15 protein-coding genes are annotated in these 21,056 nt (G+C 63.8%); 5 read left to right on the top strand and 10 right to left on the bottom strand.

The features are described 5' to 3' along the window. Nucleotides 1-87: 87 nt before the first annotated feature. The 4 genes from RZN05_RS02510 to RZN05_RS02525 all read right to left on the bottom strand — a co-directional run bounded on the left by RZN05_RS02510 (nucleotide 88) and on the right by RZN05_RS02525 (nucleotide 4,006). The gene (locus RZN05_RS02510; RefSeq protein ID WP_317225048.1) at nucleotides 88-786 is read right to left on the bottom strand and encodes a hypothetical protein; all 699 of its coding nucleotides are present in this window, start codon (nucleotides 784-786) and stop codon (nucleotides 88-90) included. Between the two features lie 24 nt (nucleotides 787-810). Next, nucleotides 811-1,233 (bottom strand): hypothetical protein, encoded by a 423-nt coding sequence (locus RZN05_RS02515; RefSeq protein ID WP_317225049.1) that lies wholly within the window; start codon nucleotides 1,231-1,233, stop codon nucleotides 811-813. A 149-nt stretch (nucleotides 1,234-1,382) separates the two neighbouring features. Then, the gene (locus RZN05_RS02520; protein ID WP_317225050.1) at nucleotides 1,383-3,095 is read right to left on the bottom strand and encodes a beta strand repeat-containing protein; all 1,713 of its coding nucleotides are present in this window, start codon (nucleotides 3,093-3,095) and stop codon (nucleotides 1,383-1,385) included. Between the two features lie 419 nt (nucleotides 3,096-3,514). After that, the gene (locus RZN05_RS02525; protein ID WP_317225051.1) at nucleotides 3,515-4,006 is read right to left on the bottom strand and encodes a helix-turn-helix transcriptional regulator; all 492 of its coding nucleotides are present in this window, start codon (nucleotides 4,004-4,006) and stop codon (nucleotides 3,515-3,517) included. A 253-nt stretch (nucleotides 4,007-4,259) separates the two neighbouring features. Here RZN05_RS02525 and RZN05_RS02530 point away from each other — a divergent pair, with 253 nt between their 5' ends. Beyond that, nucleotides 4,260-6,815, top strand: coding sequence for a serine/threonine protein kinase (locus RZN05_RS02530; protein ID WP_317225052.1), 2,556 nt, complete (start codon nucleotides 4,260-4,262; stop codon nucleotides 6,813-6,815). On the opposite strand, the gene RZN05_RS02535 is transcribed toward RZN05_RS02530, so the two are convergent. The 5 genes from RZN05_RS02535 to RZN05_RS02555 all read right to left on the bottom strand — a co-directional run bounded on the left by RZN05_RS02535 (nucleotide 6,721) and on the right by RZN05_RS02555 (nucleotide 14,977). Next, entirely contained in the window at nucleotides 6,721-7,251 is a 531-nt protein-coding gene (locus tag RZN05_RS02535; protein ID WP_317225053.1) for an ECF-type sigma factor, read from the bottom strand. The genes RZN05_RS02530 and RZN05_RS02535 overlap by 95 nt on opposite strands. Nucleotides 7,252-7,692: 441 nt before the next feature. Continuing rightward, nucleotides 7,693-8,574, bottom strand: a complete 882-nt coding sequence (locus RZN05_RS02540; protein ID WP_317225054.1) for a DUF3829 domain-containing protein — start codon at nucleotides 8,572-8,574, stop codon at nucleotides 7,693-7,695. Between the two features lie 78 nt (nucleotides 8,575-8,652). After that, the gene (locus tag RZN05_RS02545; RefSeq protein ID WP_317225055.1) at nucleotides 8,653-12,174 is read right to left on the bottom strand and encodes an autotransporter outer membrane beta-barrel domain-containing protein; all 3,522 of its coding nucleotides are present in this window, start codon (nucleotides 12,172-12,174) and stop codon (nucleotides 8,653-8,655) included. 28 nt (nucleotides 12,175-12,202) lie between these two features. After that, entirely contained in the window at nucleotides 12,203-13,333 is a 1,131-nt protein-coding gene (locus RZN05_RS02550; protein ID WP_317225056.1) for a TIGR03032 family protein, read from the bottom strand. Between the two features lie 1,137 nt (nucleotides 13,334-14,470). Next, the gene (locus RZN05_RS02555) at nucleotides 14,471-14,977 is read right to left on the bottom strand and encodes a helix-turn-helix domain-containing protein (RefSeq protein WP_317225057.1); all 507 of its coding nucleotides are present in this window, start codon (nucleotides 14,975-14,977) and stop codon (nucleotides 14,471-14,473) included. Between the two features lie 359 nt (nucleotides 14,978-15,336). Here RZN05_RS02555 and RZN05_RS02560 point away from each other — a divergent pair, with 359 nt between their 5' ends. The 4 genes from RZN05_RS02560 (at nucleotide 15,337) to RZN05_RS02575 (ending at nucleotide 18,636) form a co-directional block, all read left to right on the top strand. Beyond that, on the top strand, nucleotides 15,337-15,948 hold the full coding sequence (locus tag RZN05_RS02560; protein ID WP_317225058.1) for a GntR family transcriptional regulator: 612 nt from the start codon (nucleotides 15,337-15,339) through the stop codon (nucleotides 15,946-15,948). Nucleotides 15,949-16,015: 67 nt separating this feature from the next. Next, nucleotides 16,016-16,138: a hypothetical protein gene (locus RZN05_RS02565; RefSeq protein ID WP_317225059.1), complete on the top strand. Its 123-nt coding sequence runs from the start codon at nucleotides 16,016-16,018 to the stop codon at nucleotides 16,136-16,138. 64 nt (nucleotides 16,139-16,202) lie between these two features. Next, a complete protein-coding gene (locus tag RZN05_RS02570; RefSeq protein ID WP_317225060.1) occupies nucleotides 16,203-16,844 on the top strand; it encodes a lasso peptide biosynthesis B2 protein in 642 nt (213 codons plus the stop codon). A gap of 151 nt (nucleotides 16,845-16,995) precedes the next feature. Beyond that, nucleotides 16,996-18,636 carry an asparagine synthase C-terminal domain-containing protein gene (locus RZN05_RS02575; protein ID WP_317225061.1) on the top strand — a complete coding sequence of 547 codons (1,641 nt, stop codon included), beginning with the start codon at nucleotides 16,996-16,998 and terminating at the stop codon, nucleotides 18,634-18,636. Here the strand turns inward: RZN05_RS02575 and RZN05_RS02580 are convergent. Next, nucleotides 18,615-21,038, bottom strand: a complete 2,424-nt coding sequence (locus tag RZN05_RS02580) for an alpha/beta hydrolase family protein (protein WP_317225062.1) — start codon at nucleotides 21,036-21,038, stop codon at nucleotides 18,615-18,617. The genes RZN05_RS02575 and RZN05_RS02580 overlap by 22 nt on opposite strands. Nucleotides 21,039-21,056 lie beyond the last annotated feature (18 nt).

Below are 21,056 nucleotides of genomic sequence, written 5' to 3' on the forward strand. Positions count from 1 at the left end.
CTAGCGGACACTAGCGGACACTAGCGGACACTAGCGGACACTAGCGGACACTCGGAAGCAGGGTGCGCATCGCCATCTGGTGAAGCCTTAACGCTTCGACTTCGACAGGTCGGCCTTGCAATCGAGGCTGATGTGTCCGTCGTCGCCGATCCCATCGATAGTGACCCGCAAAGGCCCGTTCGCATCGTCACGCCTCGCGGTGCATTCCGCCACCGCCCCCCTCACGGCGGCGACCGAGGGGCAGCTGGCGCCATCGAGCTGCATGCCTGTCTTCTGTGCAAGGATGTCGCGGCAAGCGCTTGCGAGAAACTCTCCGGGGATTTGGCTCGTGGCACTGGCAGGTGCCGAGCTTGCTCCCGCCGAGCCGAAACCGATGCTCTGCACCTTCCAGCCCGAGGAATCCTCGATCAACGTCAACTCCGCCGGCACGCTCCGGCCATCAGCCAGATTGACCGTCCCGCTCAACGTGGCCCTTTGGCCCGACACAGATCGCCGGTTCCACGAGGCGCTGACATAATGGTTCAGCCCCTGCGCCTGCGAGAGCGCCGCCCAACCTTCCCTGGTAGTTGCGCTCTGAAAGCCGGGCGACGTCTGGTTCCAGGCTTTCTCGGCACCTTGTGCCGCGTTGACCTGAAGAAAGCGATCCGCCTCCGTGACCGCGCCGCTGGTCAGCGCAAACGCTGCAAAGACAGCCACGACGGTGACGACTGCGAACAGGCCGAGAACCCACCAGATCGTGCGGGACCGGCGTGGCCGTGGAGGTGCCGTATCGATGTCGCTCCTCATCCGATCTCCGATCGCTGAGATGAATCAATTCCCACTTCCGCTCCTTGCTGGCGGCCGGCTTCCCTTCCGCTGGACGCCTGGATCTGCCTGCACCGAGCTGATGCTGCGTGCCCCCATCGCGACCCGATAAAGTTTCCATCGGTTTGTCACCCATTGAAACGTCAGATCGAACAGGATTGCGGTTGGTCGCAGACCAAACCCGCCGACCAAATGCATCATTCCTTGTGCGTCCACCGACGGGGTCTGCGTATAGGTGGGCGACAGCATCAATGTATCCGACAGGTCGACATTGGTGGCGCGGATGCCGGCGAAGATCGCGGTGAGCTTGGCCGGGTCGTTCTGGGTCTGAAAATCAGGCGCAGCGATATCGCGCATGACCGAATAATTGCCAGATTCATTGGCCTGTTCCACCGCGATCATCGTCGACCAGATCAAGCGCGCGCGCATCAGTTCGTTCGGCAGAGGCAATGCAGAGGCTGGCTGGCTGTACGGAACGGCAGGCGGAGCCGATGTGACAGACGGGGATGTCTGCGCGACTGCGGGAGCTGTCCACAAAAGCGCTGTTCCCAATCCTGCGGCAACATTGAACGCACGCATCAGAATGCGACCTGAAAGCCGGCGCGCGCCCCGGTTTCGCCGCTCTCGAACCCGGTACCGATACCGAACGACAGCTGCGCCTTCTCGGCGACCCGCGCGCTGAGCGCGATCGTGCCGGCTGCCCTGCTGTTAAAATAGCCGATCCCGCCGGACATCGCGAAGTTGCTGCCAGCAGGGACCGCCGGCGACTCCATCGCCAACGCCATCGCGACGCCTTCATTAGCGCGGGAGATTTCGCGGCGGTTTATGCGCGCCAAGTCGAACAGCGTATTAACCTGTCCGTTGAGCGTGCCGATTTGACCGTTCATCGTACCAAGCTGTGTATTGATCCCGGCAACATTCATATTGATCGTGTTGATCGAGGTAGTGTTACTCGCCACTTGACCGTTCAACGTGTCGATCGACGCGGTGTTACCGGCCACCCTTCCGTTCAACGTGTCGATCGACGCGGTGTTACCGGCCACCCTTCCGTTCAACGTGTCGATCGACGCGGTATTGCCGGCTACCTGACCGTTCAGCGTGCTAATGGAGGCGGTGTTCGCGACAACTTGGGTGTTGACCGCAGTGACGGAAGCCGATGTCGCCAACGAGGCAACACTGACGCCCGCTCCGAGCGTGCCGCTGGCGTCCGCGGTAACCAGGTTGACCGCGCCCGACTGCGCCGCAGTACTGGCGATCAAGTCTCCAACGGTCACAGAGCTGCCGGTGCCACCGAGCATGACCTGATTGTCGCGCGTCGTCGCTGCGGTCGATCCGATCGCGGTCGACCCCGCAAAGGTGGCCAGGGCATTGTAGCCCAGCGAAGTGCTGTTGTCGGCGGTGGCGTAGGCTACCGCGCCTACCGCTATCGCGTTGGCGCCACTCGCTTCGGCTGAACCAACCGCCACGCTGTTTGCGCCACTAGCTCGAGCAGTGCCGCCCAGCGCCGTACCACCAAGCGCAGCATTTGCGTTTTGTCCCAGAGCGGTGCCGGCATTCGCGGCCGACGAGCCGTATCCAATAGCCGTGGCGACATCTCCCGTCGTTCTGGCCTGGGTACCCACCGAGATCGAGTTTGCGCCGTTGGCCGAGCTGCTGCCGATCGCCACCGAGTTCGCGCCCAGCGACGCTGCCGTGGCTCCTAGCGCGGTGCCGCCTGGTGCCGTCACCCTCGAGGCAGCACCCACCGCCGTTGCGTTATCCGTGGTCGCACTACTGCTCCTGCCGAGCGCAATCGCGCCGTAGCCGGTCGAGTTCGCCCCGAAACCAATTGCTGTCGAACTCACACCTGTGGCTGAGGTTTTGACGAAAAGGTCCGTGCCGCCGATCGCGATCGCGCCATCGGCTCCTGCGGTGCTGCCGCTACCTACAGCGACGGCCCCATACCCCGTCGACTTGCTGTTGGAGCCAGATGCCAATGAATAGAATCCCGAGGAGGCCGCGCCGTTCCCCGTCGCCAGCGACCCGCGACCATTGGCCACCGCGCTCGAACCAAACGCGGAACTGAACTCGCCGGTCGCGGCGGCGCTGGCACCGACGGCGGTGCTACCGACTGCCGGCGCGTTCGATGCCTGGCCAACGGCAGTACCGAAATTGCCGGCCGAGGCAGCATTACCGACCGCCGTACCTGCATCGGCAGTCGTGTTGGCCAAGTTGCCCACTGCAACCGTGAAGCTGCCATTGCTGGTTGCGAGATATCCGCACTCGAGCGCGTTGGTGTAGTTGCCGTTCAAGTTGCAGTCCGGCGTGTTGTCCGCGCGCGCTGGCGCTGAGGAAAAAGTGGCAGCGAGAGCCGCGCTGCTAATTGCAAAGGTAGTCCGCAGGATCTTCGTGGACGAATGTTCGAGAAAGGATGGTGTACGAAACATGGAGTGCCTTTCTTTTCAACTGCAATAGATTGACGCTAGTCAGGAGATGGCGCGGATTTCGTCAATTGCGCAGAGATAAGTAAATCCAACACGACCGCTTCCAGAAAATCCCGACGCAATTGCTCCCCATGCCCACCCTCAATTACCTGTGTTCACGCAGATGCACCCGCGCCGCTCTTGATATGGAGCGACAATTAGCCGACAACCTGGTATGCTGCGTCCACCGATCGATGGAGGTCAATTGCTTAGCGCACTATAAGTTGTTCCTGCGTCGACGCGTCTCGTCAGGGCGTCGTGATCATCCGAAGTAAATCGACCTGACGTCGCTTGCCGGTCTTGTCGAAAAGGCGTTGCAAGTGCGTACGGGTAGTGCTGCGCGCCACGCCAAGCATCCGCGCGGCATCCGGCAGGGAGGCGCCTTGAATCAGGATTTCCAGCAGGCGCTGCTCGGCTTTGGTCAGGCCGAATTGGCGAGCAACGTCTACGATCTTCGCCGCGCGTTGCTTCGACGGATCACGAAGCAGCACCACACACTGTTCGACTGCATTGGGGGCCCCGCGTACCACCTCAACACCGAGCCCTGCTTCGCCCAGCACGGCTGTCGCATAGCCTCCGGCTTGTGCCTGCGTCATCGCTGTTTCCAGCTTGGCCAGGTCATGCCGGCAACGCGCGTGCAGGCGGCCGAAGGCGAGCTCTAGCGGATCGGCTTTTTCCAGAATTTCCTCAGCTGCGGCGTTCCGGCCTACCACGATCCGCTGCCGGTCGATCCAGATCAAGCCCGCCGAACTTGCCGTTACCACTGGCCCGGATTGCACCCGATCCGTCTGCCGAAATTGCGCTTGCGCAAATGGCATTCATGTTCCCCTTTTTGCTTCATGCAACCAAAGATACGGGAACGGCGGGACAACCCGGCCAGAAATCAGCTTTCCTCCTACGACTCCGGGATGCGGCGCCTTCACGCTCCGGCTTACGGTCGCGCTGATTCGAGCTAACATGGTGTGGGCGCCCTGCGGGCGAAGGAGGGCGACATTGGCAGCGCGGCGCGGAAATCGGCGAGGTGTCACACTAGGCGAGAGGAGCGACGCTGCGGCGGTGCCGCGTCAGCCCTCCCCGTCCGAGTGGTTCGCGATCTGGAAATTGTTCGACATCTTATCCGGTCTGCCGGGCCCGGAGCGCGAAAAGCGGCTGCTTGCCGCAGGCGGCAGTCAATTGGTGATCGACGAAGTTCAAAGCCTGTTGCAATCGAGCGAGGAGAACGGCTTCCTCGATCATGGCCTCGAGCTTCCCGATACCGGGCGATTGAGCGGCTACGCGTCGCTGCCGTCCGGAACGATGGTCGGGCAATTCCGCATCCTTCATCTGATCGGCCGCGGCGGAACGGGAGAAGTCTATCTCGCCGAGCGGGTGCAAGGCGGGTTTGGGCAGCGCGTTGCGCTCAAGATGCTGCGACCCGAAGCAGTCACCAGCACCGCCTTATTCGGGCTCGAACGCGGAATTCTGGCCGATCTGGAACATCCCGGCATCGCGCGCCTTATCGATGGCGGCACCGCCGACGATGGCCGCCCTTTCATGGCGCTGGAATATGTTGAGGGGGAAGCGATAGATGACTGGTGCGAAAGCAGGCGCGCATCTTTGTCGCAGCGGCTGACGCTCTTCCTCGATGTTTGCGAAGCAGTTTCTTATGCACATGGTCGGCTGGTGGTCCATCTCGACCTCAAGCCGACCAATGTGTTGGTCGATCGTTACGGTCGGGTCAGGCTGCTGGACTTCGGCATCGCGCGTATCGTCGATGAGGGAAACGACCTGTCGCGGACCAAAACCCTGCTGACTCCCGATTATGCAGCGCCCGAGCAGTTGGAAAACAAACCGGTATCTGTCGCAACCGACGTCTACTCGCTGGGCGCCCTCCTGTTCAAACTGTTGACCGGCCAGGGTCCCTGGCAATCCGAAAACGCTACGCTGTCATCCCTTGCTCTGCGAATCTTGCGCGGCGATCCGGCACCGCCCAGCTGGATACCTGCGCGCTGCGAAGGGGCACCAGTGCCTGCGCGATCACTCGCTGGCGACCTTGACGCGATCGTGCTGAAGGCGATGCGGCACGCGGCGAGCGGCCGATACGCCAGCGTTGCCGACCTCTCCACCGATGTCCGGCGCCACCTTTCTTTCGAGCCCGTGCAGGCGCGTTCGGGATCGAGCACGTACCGGGCGCAGCGATTCCTCCGTAGAAATCGGGTAGTGGTGGTGGCCGGGGTGATTGTTTCGGTCGCGCTGCTCGCAGCAGTCACTGGAATATCGCTAAAAGCGCGAGAGGCCACCGCGGAGCGAGACATCGCTAAAGAGCAATCTGCCCGGCAGCGCGCTGCCAGTCAGACGATGCTTATCATGCTGCGCGATGCCTATGACGAGAAGAAAGCGAAGTCGACATCGGTCGGCGACATGATGGACACGACGACGCGCAACCTCGTCCAATCTTTGCCGGCGCGATCACCGGATGTTGCGGTCAGGATCGAAACTCTGGCCGACATCTATATCAGCAGTGGCAACTGGCAGGGTGCGAGGCCCCTTTTGCTCGGCGCCTTTGCGCGCGGCATCGAACGGACGGATCCAGTTGGCGCCGCGCGGCTTAAGGTGAAGTTGGCGATCGTTCACTTGAGAGACGGCAATCCAGCGGCGGCGGCGGCGCTTCTCGATCAGGCGGAGCGTGTTTGGAGATCTGCCCCAGATCGTTTCATCAAGGAAATCGCAGACACGATAGACATAAAAGCATATTGGCTTCGCGATTCGGGAAGAACCGATCAGGCCGTTGCCCTGCTGAAAGAGCACCAGTCAGACGCGGAGCGGGCGTACACGCTGTATTTCTACAATCTTCCGTGGCGATACTCCTATCAATCGATGTATTTGGCGACGCTTGGCCGTCTTGATGAAGCCGATGCTTTATTGCAGCGCGGTCAAAGGATCATCGAACAGGGAGGCGATGGTTCAAACGGCGTCACGGTCGTCTATATGGCGCAATCGGAAATCGCGATCCAAAAGCGAGAGTTCGCAAGAGCGGAATCGCTGATACGACGCAGCGTCGCAATCGAGCGCCGGGTGAACGGTCGCTCGCTCGTGCTGGCTGACTATCTTTCGCGCGACGGTCAGATCCTCACGATGATGGATCGACCCAATGAGGCGCTACAAGCATTGAATGAGGCATCTCATATCGCGAGGAATTTCGACTCGAGTTCTAGTCGCCTGAACAGTAAAATAGACACGGCGAAAATCGAAGCACTGGCTAAATTGGGCAGGCTTGGCGAAGCGGAGAAGCTACTTCAAGTGGCAACCGCCAATCTATCCGACATTCCCGGCCGGCAACTTAATCAGGGTTTGTTGCTTCGCGCCCGCGCGGTCTTACGTATCGCGCAAGGCCGGCTGGTAGAGGCAAGCAGCGATATCGACGCGGCAACGGCGGTATTCAAAAGAGTGGCCGCTCCTCGGGCGCTGGCCGATATCACCGTTCTTCGGGCGAATCTCGACCGGTTGAGAGTTCACGGTGGATCCATGCCCGCGCGTGCGACCAGCGCCGGCGTACGGTCCGTTCGCTAAATCCCATTATCTCCCCCGTCTCCCGCTCGCTCAGCCCAACAAAGAATCGGCAGTCAACCAACTTCGCGAGCTCGGGGTCGAATTGCTCGAGGCGCTGCAATGCGAGCCCAACCGCGAGCAACTGCTCGTCATCCTCTCGATCCAGGCCGGGAATTTCGTGTGCATCGCCAAGCGCTATCGGGCGAATGCCGGCTCCGCGCTTTGCGCTCATCCGCTCGCGCGCCGCATCGATCAAGACATGCCGCATCGTCGTCGCGGCGGTCGCCAGGAAATGCTCCCTGCTGTCCCATGCATCGCGGTTGCTGAGTTTGATATAAGCTTCGTGCAATATTGCAGTGGTCTGTAGAGTGTTGGGGCGCCCGGCGCGGAACCGTTCTCGCTGCGCCACTCGATGCAGATCGGCATAGAGCGCGTCGATTGCCGAATCGGACGCCATATTACCGAGAACCTCATCAAGCCGCGATACGCCCACAACTCGCGATAAGGAGACGAAACTGCCAATTCGGCAGTCACTCACCTGTCCTGAACATCACGCGAACGCGATGATCCTCGCTGGCATATATCAATAACGAAGGTCTGAGCACACGGCAACCAGGAGCGCGACCCAGTGAGGTGAGCGTCCGCGATCTGATTGAGGTTGCGTGGAAACGTGGATGAGGGGCGTGTGCTGGCTGACGGTGGAACAGATGGCGCAGCCCGTCCCGTATCGCCCCGAGGGCCACGCGACGCCATGGGAGCTCGTCAGCGGACGATGAGTGCCAACAGCCCTATCCGGTCCATTCTACGATGATCTTGAAAGCGGCCGTTTCACGAGCAATTGATCACGCAGCGCCTGGATGATGCGTGGACAGGCATGAAGCGCCATGCGTTTGGCGCATCAATGGTTCGCTGCCTCGATGGCGCCATTGTAGTAGGTCAAGACGGTGTTCAAATGCGTAGGATCGCGATCCCGTTTGAACTCCCGATAATAACCGAGCATTGCATTCAACAAGTCTAACGCTTGGGGAATAGGTTTCCCTGACTTTGCGGCTTCCTGTCGACCTTCGGTGATTGCCTTTTCGATGATTGCAAATTCAGCATCGCCTTTCGCGATGAGATCGGGTTGTGAGGGTTTTTGCTGTCCGTTGAAAATGTCGAGCAGTTTCTTCGAGTGGATAAGCGCGACCTTGGTGTTGTACCCGAGCGGATCACTGCCTTTGAGCTTGTCTAGCACTGCAAGATCGCGTCGCTCGATAGCTGCTTCCAATAGCTTGCCGAAGCTGACGATATCCCTTTCGGCCGCATCGATCTCGGCGAGCATCGGCCCATTCTCGGCCTTGCCACGAGCGAAATCGTCATCGAGGTATTTCTTGCCCTGATAATAGGTTTGCAGGCTCGCAAGATGCGATTGCACCTTGCCGGTCGAGCGCAGGACGGCATCGGCGGCGGACTCCATCTGAGGATCGCCATTCGGCATGGCGCGCGCCGTCTGCAGCTTCTGCAGGCCCTGGTCGATCCAACCCGGGCTGACCCGGAATTCCCCGCCGGGGGCGCCATCGGGGATATTGGACTCGCGATAGTCCTGCGCCTGCTTCTCGAAGCCCATGGTACCCAGCAGCGCGTTGTACGCCTCGATATAGCCGTCCAGATTCTTGCCGGCATCGGTATCGGCGACGGACGCGCTGCTATCGTTGCCGCCGACAATGCCGAGCTTGTCGCACCCGCTCACCGCAAGCATCCCAGCGACGATCAGGATCCAACCAGATTTTGCAAATGCCATTTCCTGTTCCCTCGTAGAGACGCTGCGGATTGCGAAAGCGCAAATGGGGGTCCTGACGCTTCGGCATTTACGGCCGCGCTAGAACGCCCAGCGTAGGCCGACGCGACCGCTATGGTTGTCCCAGCCATCGGCGACCTGCGCCCTGTAGCTCGCATAAACGGTCCATCGATCGCGGTGCACGCTGAGGCTGGCGCCGCCGCGCATCACATTCCGCGACAGTTCAGCGCGATTGCCGCCAAAAACGGTGCCGTCCTCTGCGATCAGGGCCGTATCGAGCCCATGCGCCACATCGCTGCGGCGATAGCCGATCTCGACATCGGGCACCCAGGCGGTGCCGTTGCCGGCGACGAACTTGTAAGAAACGCCCAGTGTGGCGAAAGGCGAGGCCAAGCTTTGACTGGACTCGCGGCCGCGTATGGCGAAGCCGGGCAGGGCGCCGCGCTCGGTGAAGCCATCGGCCTTCACATGCGATACCAGCACACCAGCCGCCGGGGTCAGGATGAAGCCACCGCTCACGACGGGCGCGGAGAGCTGGATGCCGCCGGATAAGGTGGTGAGGTCCCGCTTTGCCCGCGCGATCCCGGCACCGGTGTCGCGCATCGAGTCAAGCCAGGCACGAGAGTAACTGACCACCGCGGACAGCCCGATCGGGCCAAGCGGTTGCGAGGCATAGAGGCTGGCGCTGACGGCGTCACCATCGCCGCTGCTGCCGCCTGATCCGGCGCGATCCACGCTGTTGCGTTCATAGGCAAGGGCTAGGCCGACCCGAGTCTGGGAGCCGGCCGTAAGATCGCCGCCCATTTGTAGCGATGCCGAGCGTGCACGGAATCCCGCTCCGGTAGTGGTCCCTCTCGCTTCGAGCCAGGCGCGTGAGCGATGCGGCTCGCCGGTCTCCCGATTGAAAAAGCTGTTCCCGCCACCATCCGGTTGCACTCGGCCGAGCAGGTCGAGCGCCTGTGTTTCGGTGCCCGTCAGGAACCCCGCGATCTGCTGGCTGAATAGTCGCGCCGAGGCGGGTGCCACTACCGGTGTTGGCGTGGGGGTTGGAGTGGGCGTTGGTGTTGGCGTCGGGGTTGGAGTGGGCGTTGGCGTTGGCGTTGGCGTCGGAGTGGGCGTGGGCGTGGGCGTCGGTGTCGGGGTTGGAGTAGGCGTGGGGGTGGGGGTCGGAGTCGGAGTTGGGGTCGGTGTGGCTATGGTTAGGACCAGATCGGCACCGGTAGCGGTATAGGCCACCGACGCCGAGAGATCGGTTGGGGCGCTCGTTCCGGGCGCGTTGCCGATGGTCGCGAAGGAGCCGCTCAGGGCAGTGGAACTCAGGAAGTTGCGGGTGCCGGCAACATAGGTTCCCGGCGCCCAGGCGATTGCGAGATTGCCGGCAAGGCTCGCAGTCCCGAGGATGTTCAGTCGATCGATTGCTGTCGGTGTCACTCCCACGATCAGACTGCCCGCCGCAGCCTGTACATATCCGCCGTTGATCGTGGCGAGATCGCCCGGCGTGCCGCCTGAGGCGAGATCGAGGACTCCGGCATTGTTCAGCACGAAGCCAAGGGCGGTCGTGTCGGGTCCGCCGATCGTCGCATTCGGGGCGCTGCCGGTGCGCAGGGTCGAAGACGCGTCGATATCGATCGAGCTGGCCGGTCCGCTATTGGTGCGCAGGGAACCGGTCAGCGAAAGCACCGCGCCGTTCGTCAGGCGTATGGTCTTAAAGGCGCTGGAATTGCGGCCGATGGCCACGCCACGCGAGGCATCAGGGATGTCCATCGACGCGCCGCGCATCTGCACCCCGTCCAGTACGAGCGTGTCGGTGGCCGCATTTGCCCGCAGATAGGTCAGCCCGCTCAACTGCGCCGCCGCGCCGATGGTGACGGTGGTGCCCGGCGCGGTGGTAACGTTTCCGCTCAGCGGCGAGACATCGATGCCGCCGATCACTGCGCCCGCGCGCCAGTCCAGCGAACTCGCGCTCGACATATCGCTGTCGGCGAGGCGGATATCGCCGGCCACCGTTCCGCCAGTCAGGACGACCTTCGCGTTCCGTCCCTGTGCAAGAATGGCGGGTTGACCCGTTGAGGCGGTGATCGTGCCGCTGTTGGTCAGGGTGATGTCGGCCTGACTGAAGACGGTCTGTGTGATCGTACCGGCATTGGTCAACGCGAAAGTGGCGCTGTTGTTGAGGTTGCGGTTGACTGTCACCTGCCCATCGATCCGACCGGTGGTCGCCACCGTCAGCGATCCGGCCTGCCCGGCGGCCATGTCGAGCAGCACCGCAGACGCGACCCCCGGGACGTAGCCGGCGGCATTGAGGTTGCGTCCGATCAGCGTGCCGGCGACATTGATCGCCGCCGCTCCCCCCGCGTCGATAGCGACGCCTGCATCCACCGTCGCACCTGCCGCCAGGTCGATCCGGATCGGGCCGGTGCTGTCAGCGTAGAGGCCGGCCGCAAGGCGCGATTCGTCGATAACGTCGGCATTGGCGGTGATTGTGATCGGGGTCGCGGGGGCGCCGGCGATCTGCTGTGCCGCCACGACGCTGTTGGCGTTCCCGGGAGACGTTGTCAGACTTCCGGTACGCCGCGTCTCGCCATCGAGCAGGATCGTGATCGCGCCGCCTCCGCCGAGCGCGTTGATTGCCTGGCTGGTGGAGCGGATACTACCGGTGTTGGTCACCCGAATGTTCGTGGCCCCGGACGAGGCGCCACCGGAGACCGAAGCCTGGGTGTTGATCGCCCGCGCGCTCTCCGCCAGGCTCTGGGTAGCGCTCGATACGCCGACTGCGCCAGAGACGGTGACGTTGATGTCCCCGGTCGCGGAGCGAGCGTTGACCGCTGTGCTTTCGCCCACCACGTCGCGCACGTTCACCGTCACGTCGCCACCGCCCAGCGCACGGGCATCGAGCGTGGAATCGCCGCTGCCGCGCAACGTGCCGGTGGAGGTGACGCTGACGTCACCCGAACCCTGGTTCGACGCCCAGATTGCGCGCCAGTCTGCAGTAACGTCGCCGGTCGTGACGGTGAGGCTACCCGTACTCGAATAGCCCTGTACGCGGGCGTAGATGGCTTGGACGCGTCCGGTGCTGCCGGGTGCGTTGAGCTGCGTTACCGGACCATTCAGGGTGACCGAGAGGTTGCTGTTCGCACCGAACGTGGCGGCGTCGACGACGGTGTTCAGCCCGGTAACCGCGCCGGCCGTGATGGCGATGTTGCCTGCGGTGTTACGCGCATAGATGCCGCTACCGGTGCGTCCAGTCACCGCCCCGCTGGTGGTAAGGTTGATAGCGCCGCTGCTCGTAGTGAAGCGGATCCCGTCCGTCTGTCCGCTGATCGCGCCGCCGCTGCTATTGTTGAAGGCGCCCGGACCGGTGATGGTCAGAGCGGGGCCGCTGCTGGTATCGATGGAAAAGCTGGGGTCCGTGTTGATCGTGTCGCGCGGTGGCGTCAGCGTGATGCTCTGCGATGTGGTAATCGGGCCGCTGCAAAGGATCGTGGTGCCGTCGGGGCGCGGCGTGCAGGTCTGCGCGGCAGCGCGGCCATAGCCTGCGAGAATGGTGACGACTGCCGAGGCGCTGGCAGCCAGCCGGGCACGCGCGGTATTGCGGTTGGTCATGCTTCCCTCCTGTTTCGGCATGCGACGCTCAGGCGTTTGATTGATCAGCGATGGTCACGAGACGCCCAGCATCGGGCGATCCTGGACTGACGGACATCGGGCAGCGGTGCCCGGGTATCAGCGCGACATCGTAGATTTCGGTGACGGGGCCATCGATCCTGAACCAGTCGACGCAGGCGCCGTTTTCCAGGTCGATGACCTGGATGCCGCACCAGGGATCGGAATCCGCGTCCTGCAACCGGCGATCGAGCGGAAGCCCTTCGAACCGCCGATAGCGTGGCTTGGACAGGCCGACAAAGGCGAGGTTTCCCTGAAAGGTGAGGCCGCGGACGAAGCCTGGGCAGAAGGCCGCCGGCTCGAACCGTTCGTTCTCCGCGATGAAGCCAAGTTCTCCGGTCCCGGAATTGAGCAGCCACAACAGCCCCTGATGCGCTCGCGGCGAATGCGGCATCGAAAGCCCTGCACAGATGATCTCGCCGCTCGCGACATCGATGACCACGCCACCGCCACTGCGTCGGTCGCGCCACCCGTCAATCGTGTCGGAACGGCTGCACGCGGTCACCGCCACGGGGGCACCCCGATCCATCGCAAGGCCGTTCAGGTGGCAGCGATCCTCATCCACGAGCGCAGAAATGAAACGAGGGCGCCAGACCTCGGCAAACGAATGCACCGGTGACAGGGTCGCGATACAGTTGAAGGCGGTGTTGACGAAGAGGATACGTCCCGCCGCATCGATCCCGACGTCGTGCGCGTCGAGCGCGCCGGTCAGCCAGGTCTGGCGCGGCATGAAGCACGCGTCGAAGACGTCGCCGACCCGCTGGTTTGGCCTCAGCGCATTGCGATAGCGGGTTATGGCGGTATCCCCGGCCATCACTAGCGCGCCGTCATCACCGACGGCCAGACCCATCGGCTTGTCGACCACCGCCTGATGCAGTTGCGCCCCATGCCCTGACTGGGAACCTAGCATGTACAGCATACCCGCCTGGTACGACGTGAATGCCATTGCCACGTCGAGGCACGCCAGCCTGTCAATCAGCCCGGGGGAAAAGCTGAAGGTGCTGGACGCGGGACCAGGGTGCGACGCAAGGCCTTCAGTCGCGCCGGCGCTTCTGTGCACCGCATCGATCGCCGGATCAGCTAGTAGCATCGATCGCAACATTCGCTGCGTCCGAGCAACGCGGGTCGTCGCAGACCAGGCCAGATGTGTCGTAAGAATTCCGCAAGATCGAGGTTGCTGCCTTGACTGCGCTAACCATCGTCATTTCTGTAAGCCCGCCCCGCTACTTGGTATTCGAACAGGTTAGCGGCGCATGTTCTGAGCCGCGTCCGCCAAATGGTGGAGAAGGCGGCGGCCGGTGCTGTGAACGCCACTTTCAGCCCGTTTCGCGCGACAGGCGCGGAGTTCGCTGCCGTCTTTTCGGATGGGCGCAATATCGATTTAGTCAAAGACTTAATCGATTGGCTTGGGGAAGGGGCTGCAAGCTCTGTGCTGACGCCTATCTCGAAACGCCACGTCCCAACCATCGGCTCTGCCATGGATCACGCGGGCGATGATCGCGATCGCGTTGACCGACGAGCCCGATCTGGCTGGGGTGCGAACGGCGGAGGACGCCGACCCCTACAACGCGCGCTTATGGGCCGGAATGTCTTCGGTCACGCTTACATGCACGATTGAGCGCTTTCGGGACGCGTGAATGATCGAGAGAGGGGCAAGCGACGCTTCCGCTTTCTGATCAAACGTCTGCTTTGTGTTTCAGGCCGACCAGAAGTGGCCTGTCCGTAGCCGGCCCACTAGCCGACGTCCGGGCGCCGGCGCGCTGAACGGCCGGAAGTAGGTCTTAGTTGCCTCTCCACTTCCAAGACGGCAGCCGATTAAACCCGAAATAATCTCGCCAAAGGTTCGTCTGCTAAAGAGGCTTGTCGAGGATGTTTCGGCATCAGCAAGGGAAGCCAAGTGGCGTGACCGCCAAAGCGGGGAGCAAGTAGGTGGACCAGTATGCAGGCAGCTGTCGCGTCAAGGCGAAACAGACGTAAGCTCCGCACCGGCCCGGGCAAGGCTCCATCTAAGAGTCCGAAGAAGTTGGCTCAAACGTAACCTGAAGTACCTAAAAGCTCGGGCGTTCGGTCTTTGCGCTGAAGGCGGTCGTTTATGTAGCACGACCTTATTCGAACTCGTCCCCCGAATGGGCGCATCGAATATCGTCGCAATATGCTGGCAAGGGCGGTCGCGCAGCGCGGGCCTGCCGCGCTTCCTCGATTTGTCCCGACGCGCTCATTCGTGCGGATGGATCATTCGCTATTCGACAACGCGTCCACGCAATCTCCCGTCGCGAAGCGGCCGGGCTCCCTGGACCTTGGAACTGCGCTCCTGGAGCCAGGTTTCTGCAAACAGGTCCCGTTTCTCGATATGGTCTTTCAGGTCCTTCACCACGCGGGTGAAGGCACCGATAAGGGTTCCGGGTTCGAGAAAAACGATATCTTCACCGAGCTTTTCGTTGAGTTCGCTCATTGCGATCATCAGAATCGTCATCAGCTTGTTGTCCGCACACCGCAACGCGAACTCCGGGGATTTCAGCGCCAGCACGGCGATGATCGCGAACGGGTCGCTGTTGGTGACCTCGGCGAAGCGCACAATCCGGTCGAAGGTGAAACGCCCGCGTCCTGACTCGAGATGCTCGTACGAGCGCAATGGCATCCCCAGCGCACGGGCGACTTCGCTCGACCGCAGTCGACGATCCTTCCGGATTGCCTTGAGCGTCGTCGAGAGAAGATCGACGTCGGCCCGCTCCTCCGTGCTCTTCATACCTTCCCCTGCGCTCGTGACGCCGCAGTCGAGCCATCGGCTGACGAGGCTATATCCGTGCGCCCGATCTTTCCTCGATAGACGGCAGGATTGCCGTGCGTCGCTTCGTGCGACACGAGTTCGCGCGAATTGTGCCGAGTTTTCTGCGTTTTTCAACATTGGCACGACAATATCCGGGTAGCATGCACGGTTATCATGCCGATCCACGGCCAGTTTTTGGTGCTCAGGCTCGCAATCGCGTCCTTTGCCGTGTCAGCGGTCCGCACGGGGCGGCGCGCGCCGAACCTCGTGGCATGCTTCCGCCCGTGACGGATGGATCGAGTAAGATTGAGCGAGGCGGCGGCGATACCTTTACCCGAGTGTATCGCTCGCTGCGGCAAAGCCTGGTGGCGGGAACGGCGTCCCCCGGCGACCAGATCGTCGTGACGGAGGTCGCCAAAGGTCTGCGGGTCAGCCCGACGCCGGTCCGCGAGGCGCTTGCGCGGCTGGTGGGCGAAGGACTCGTCGAGGACCGTCGCCGGCATGGCTATTTCGTCCCATTGCTGTCGTGGTTCGATCTCCTGGAGCTCTATGATCTCTGCGAAGCGCTCATCCTGGCAGCGCTTCGCGATGCCAGGGATCGAGGCGCGCCGCCCGCGATTGATGCTGCGCCGATGTCCGATCATGCCAGGACGCCGCAATCGTTCGGCGTGCAGCTGACCACGTTGCTTTCGCTGTCGCGGAACGCCAGGCTCCTTGCCGCCGGCCGCTTGCAAGTCGATTGTCTCTCCGGAGCCATTCGGATCGATGCCAGGCTGTATGGCGACAGCAGCGATCGCATCCAGCTATCGGAGATGGTCGCCGCGGGGAATTGGCGCGCGGCGCTTCAGTATGTGCGGAGAGAATTTCGTAGACGCCGCAGCCGCGCGGAGTCCGTTGCCTTTGCCATGGCAGCTGCACACCGGGCAAAAAATAGAGCCAATATCGTTTGAGTATAGAGCGCGCGAGGCCTCAGCTGGGACTGCCGCAATCCGCGGCGCCTGCAAGTTGGAGGTCCAAATGAAGACTCAAGCAACTTCGCGGCTCGTCCGTGTCGGACGGGTCAGCGCGCTCACCAAGTCGATCGTCGTGCTTCCGCCCACCGAGGCGGGAAGCCTGTTCCTCGGCGAACCGACCGCCTGACGGCACCTGGGGAGCGGCTCGGGCCGCTCCCCTTATTCGCATGTTCTACGGAATGGCCCCAGGCGTGTACCTCGCGGATGTCGAGGGCGATCTCGTCCTCCTCGACGCGAGGCAGAACGCGTATTTCTGCGTGCCGCGCGCGGATGCCGGCGGGCTCAAGGCGGCGCTGACCGGCAACAGTCGGTTTCGGCCGGCCGCAGACATGCTGGACGAGCTGGAAGCGGCTGGATTGTTTACCACCATCGACACGCCCTCGCCCTCGGCGCTGCTGCCGTTCCTTGCGACCTGCGACCTGTATGGCAGCCCAGGCAGGCGTGCGGCCTTGACCCCGCACCAGATCTGGGACCTCGCGTCGGCGTTCGTATCCGCGCAGCTGGCCATCCGGTTCGCGCGGCCCGAGCGGTGGTTTCGGAGGATTGCGCGTCGAAACGCTCATGGGAGACGAGGGGCTCGCGCGGGGATCGAAATAGCGGCGCTCGCGCGGCTGGCACGCGCCGCGCAGCCCTTCTTGCCCGGAACCGCGAGATGCCTGGGTAGCTCGCTCTTCCTGCTTGGCGTCCTGCACCGGCGCGGGCTCAGCGCCCGCTGGGTGTTCGGTGTCCGGACCTATCCCTTCGAAGCGCATTGCTGGGTCGAGCATGACGGGATGATTTTGAATGACAGTCTTGAACACGCCCGGTCCTTCACGCCCATTGCCGCCGTCTGAGGGTGGCTCCGACCTCGGCTATCTGGCGATGGCCTGGCACCCGGACGGCGCCGTGCCGGCCTCGCTCGAGCCGATTCAGCGTGCGCTAGCGACGCATGCACCGAAATTGCGACTAATTCTGTCCCGGCCGGGCGTGCGACTGTTCGGGCAATTGACGGATCCGCGTTGGGCGGTCGCGATGGATCGCGACGAGACGCTGGCCTTTATCGGCGTCGTATTCGATCGGGAGGGGCTTAGCGACGCGGGCGCCCGCGATATCACGCTCGGCCCGATCGCAGCGCTTTCAGACGGCGCGCTAGTGCGCTGCGTCTGGGGCAATTACGTTGCGATACGGCGCCTGCCCGGCAGGCCCGGGCTGAGCGTAGTACGGGATCCAGGCGGCGGGCTTGCGGTCGTGGTAGCGGAAGCCGGCGACAGCGCCCTTGCCGCACCCTGCCTGCCGCGCTGGCTGCGTGACGCCGCCGGTATCGCGCCGCCGATCGACACCGACGCACTCGCGGCCGCCTTGGCCAATCCATTGCTGCTCACGCATCGCAGCATGCTCCATGGCATCCACGTGCTGCCTGCCGGTCACGCCGTCGACCTGGTGGGTGCCAAGCCCGGACGATCGCGCGCGCTCTGGCCCCCCGGCGAGATCCTGCATCGTGAAGCGGAGGATCCGCAAGGGCCCGAGACGCTGCGGGCCGCCGTGACGGGGTGCGTCCGGGCACTGGCGTCACGCCATAAGCGGCTTACGGTCGAGCTGTCGGGCGGCCTCGATTCCGCGATCGTGCTCGGCGCACTCGCAAGCGAGGGACGAACCGCCGATCTGAGCTGCGTCAATTTCGCGGTGGCGCATGCCGGGGGCGACGAACGGTCCGAGGCGCGCGCCGTCGCCGACCGGTGGCAGGCGCGGCTGGTGGAGGTCACCGCGGCAGCAGAGACGTTGCGCTTCCAAGACGTTCTTTGTGGCGAGCAGCCGGTCGAGCCCGTCCTCTACGGCCTCGATGTCACGCTCGAGCGCGCCAGCATCGGCGTCGCCCGGGCCTTCGACGCAAGCGCGATCTTCACCGGCCAAGGCGGCGACGCCGTATTCTTCAACCTGCCGACCGCTCCCGTCGCCGTCGACTATGCGCGTGCCGTGGGCTGGCGCGCGCTCTGGTCGCGCGTCGCCTATCACGAGGCGCAACGCTCGTACCGTTCGCTCTGGCATGTCCAGGGCCGAATCCTGCGCGACCGGTTCGGCGGCACGCGACGGACTCGTTATGCGATGCCGGGCAGCCAGCTGGGCCGCACCGCCGTCGCAGCGGGCGAACATGACCTTCGGCATCCTTGGCTGCACGGCGACGAAGGAATGCCGCCCGCGCGCAGGATGCAATTCGAAGCGATCGCCAACTGCCAGCATTTCTATGGTCCGACCTGGCGAAGCAGCGCGGCGGCGCTGGTGCATCCCTTGCTGGCGCAGCCCGTCGTCGAGGCGTGCCTCGCGATCCCGGCCTGGCGCCTCACCCATGGCAGCGGCAACCGCGCGCTGGCACGCGAGCTGTTCGGCGACTGGCTTCCCGAGGTGGTTCGCAATCGCCGCAACAAAGGCGAGGCGACCAATTACTATCGCCGCGCGATCGTCGAGAATCTGCCCTGGCTACGCGACTTCCTGCTGGGCGGCGTGCTCGTCGCGCACGGCTTGCTCGACGGCCCCGGGATCGATGCGGCGCTGCGCGATACCAGCCTGATCTGGACCGATCAGTCGCGCATGATCGCCGTCTATGCGAGCTTCGAGGCCTGGGCTCGCTATTGGGGCCTCTCGTCCTGAATGCCGTCGAAAAAGCCGAAGATTCGCGACCAATAGTCCCGCACATTGGCCGGGCTGGTGAGGCTATGCGACTCGCCGCGATAGCGCAGCAGCATCGCGTCCTTGCCCTCGCGATATAGCGCCAGGAACATGCGCTCGGCCTGCGAGACCGGAACATAGTCGAGATCCGCGGACATCAGGAGCACGGGGATATGGATGTCCTCGACATGATAGAAGGCGCTGTTGCGCGCATAGCGCTCGAGGCCGACCCAGGGCGGCAGGCCCATTCGGCCTTGGCCGCCCTCGGCCCAGCCCATCGGGATCGTCAGCGAGATGCCGTTGGCGCCGTAGTCGAGCCTCGGATCGGCCGACCCGTAGAGGCTGGCGAGGTCGTAGATGCCCGAGGCGGCGACCACTGCGGCGAACCGGTCGCTCACGCTCGCGACGCCCAGGACGCTGTAGCCGCCATAGCTATGCCCGAGCAGGAACGGTTTCGACGATGCGACGAGACCGCTGGCCTGGGCCGCGTCGACTGCCTCTACCATTGCCTTCGCGATCGCGGGCAACGGATCGCCCGCGCCTTGCGGGAGCGGGATGCTCGGCTGGAGTACGGCGTAGCCATGGCTCGCGAGCAACAAGGGGTGCGTCATCAGCGAGGGCGTCGAGGGGCGTGCGTCCCTCGGCGGCTCGGCGCCCAGGGGATAGCCGGGGTAGGGGACGACGACGAGCCGGGGCAGCCCCTCGTGCGGTGCGCTCGGCAGGGTAAGCCAGTGGTTGAGCAGCGTGCCGTCCGCTCCTTTGCTTTGGAGACGAATGTGTCGCGCCGGTGTGACCGTGGCGAGGTGCCGGTTGACCCGATCGAGGATGCTGCGGCGACCCGGGCCAATATGGGTCAGCGACCCGACGCCGTTCTCCTCTTCGGCATACGCGAGCAATGCGCCGGTTGCCGTGGTCGCCAGAATGCGATCGCGCAGCGCCAGATCCTCCATGTGCAGCTTCCCCCGGTCGTCTTCGGCGATCGCGCGCAGCGCGCCACCGGCGCGTGCCACCGCAAAGGTTCGCGAGGGAATGGCGTTCATCCAGTCGCGTGTCCCGACACTATGTCCGTCGAGCAAGGCCGGCCGGACCGACACGATCGGACCTTCCACGATCCGAGTGAGCGTTCCGGCCCAATCGCCGCGCCAGAGCCCGGATGCGTCACCCACTACATAATGCGACGCGCTGAGCGATGCGAGGTCGGTGGGGGCGGTGGCAAGCGAGGCGGTGAGCGCGCGCGCTTTTCCGTCATCGGCAAGCAGGTACCAGTCGCGGCGGCCATCGGTCTTGCGTTCGGCGAACACCACCGGGCAGCTGGCCGCCCAGCCGGCGCGCACGAAGCGTGCATTGCCGCCGCCGATTTGCGTCACGGGACGCAGCTCGGCGGGGAGCGCCATTCTCGCGACCCCGGACCGCGCCTCGAAACGATAAAGCTGTCCGTCGTTCCAGTCTGCGGCGTCGTTCCGCGCGAAGAACAGCAGCGCCGCGCCTTCAGGCGACCAGTGCAAAAGGCTCGGCAGCACGTCGCAGTCCGGGCAGGGCCTATGCCGTATCCTCGTGGCGAGATCGACAACGGTGAGGCGCTGCCGGCGCGGCTCGAACGCGGGGTCGATTCCGCGCTTCGGATCGGGCTGGACCGGCGGTCCCTTGGCGAGAACCGCCAGCCGGCTGCGATCCCCCGAAAGTGCGATGTCGAGAACGTCGCCTTCGAACAGCGTCCGGCGCGCGCCCGTCGCCAGATTGACCTCGACCACCCGGCGCTGGCGCGTGGTCGCGCCGGTCATCACATACCGGCCGCTGCCCAGCACCGTTGCCGACGGAACCCGGCCGCGTTCCGCCCGTGCCCAGCCCCGGATCGATTCGCGCTGCGCATAGCCCGGCGTCTGGAACAAGGCCGGCAGCCCGCCATCGACGAGCGTCACCAGGATCAGCCGGTCGTCATCGATCCAGATCGGGGCGGGCCGTGCGTCGGGGAGATCGGGAACGATGGCGAGCCAGCGGACCTTGCGGCTCGCCATTTCGACGATTCCGATCCGGACTCGATCGTCGGCAAGACGCACGACCGAGAGCTTCCTGCCCGTCGGCGAGAAGCCGCCGCTCCAATAGCCGGCGGCGCGGTCCTGCGCGAACAGCGGCACCGGGCGCTGCTTGCCCGTGAGGTCGACGAGCAGCAGCTTCGATAGCAGCCTGCGGGTGAACCAGTCGTAGCGATAGCCTGTCGCGCCGTCGAAGCGGTCGCGTCGCTCGACAACTGCCCAGCGGCGGGCCGGGTCGAGCACGACCTGGCCATAGTCCTCGAGCCGAAGCAGGTCGCCGACCGAATAGGGGCGGGCAAGCGATGGCACTGCGTGCAACAGGCACAGCGCCGCCAGCCATGAAAAGCGCATGGTGGAGATCCTGAAGCT

The sequence above is a fragment of the Sphingomonas sp. HF-S4 genome, from assembly GCF_032911445.1.
GTDB lineage: Bacteria > Pseudomonadota > Alphaproteobacteria > Sphingomonadales > Sphingomonadaceae > Sphingomonas > Sphingomonas agrestis.

What these genes read in the sequence shown, in the direction of transcription:
- RZN05_RS02550 (WP_317225056.1), bottom strand. Translation starts at nt 13,333, where the DNA reads ATGTTGCGATCGATGCTACTAGCTGATCCGGCGATCGATGCGGTGCAC.
- RZN05_RS02580 (WP_317225062.1), bottom strand. Translation starts at nt 21,038, where the DNA reads ATGCGCTTTTCATGGCTGGCGGCGCTGTGCCTGTTGCACGCAGTGCCA.
- RZN05_RS02545 (WP_317225055.1), bottom strand. Translation starts at nt 12,174, where the DNA reads ATGACCAACCGCAATACCGCGCGTGCCCGGCTGGCTGCCAGCGCCTCG.
- RZN05_RS02510 (WP_317225048.1), bottom strand. Translation starts at nt 786, where the DNA reads ATGAGGAGCGACATCGATACGGCACCTCCACGGCCACGCCGGTCCCGC.
- RZN05_RS02565 (WP_317225059.1), top strand. Translation starts at nt 16,016, where the DNA reads ATGAAGACTCAAGCAACTTCGCGGCTCGTCCGTGTCGGACGGGTCAGC.
- RZN05_RS02540 (WP_317225054.1), bottom strand. Translation starts at nt 8,574, where the DNA reads ATGGCATTTGCAAAATCTGGTTGGATCCTGATCGTCGCTGGGATGCTT.
- RZN05_RS02515 (WP_317225049.1), bottom strand. Translation starts at nt 1,233, where the DNA reads ATGCGCGCGCGCTTGATCTGGTCGACGATGATCGCGGTGGAACAGGCC.
- RZN05_RS02555 (WP_317225057.1), bottom strand. Translation starts at nt 14,977, where the DNA reads ATGAAGAGCACGGAGGAGCGGGCCGACGTCGATCTTCTCTCGACGACG.
- RZN05_RS02535 (WP_317225053.1), bottom strand. Translation starts at nt 7,251, where the DNA reads ATGGCGTCCGATTCGGCAATCGACGCGCTCTATGCCGATCTGCATCGA.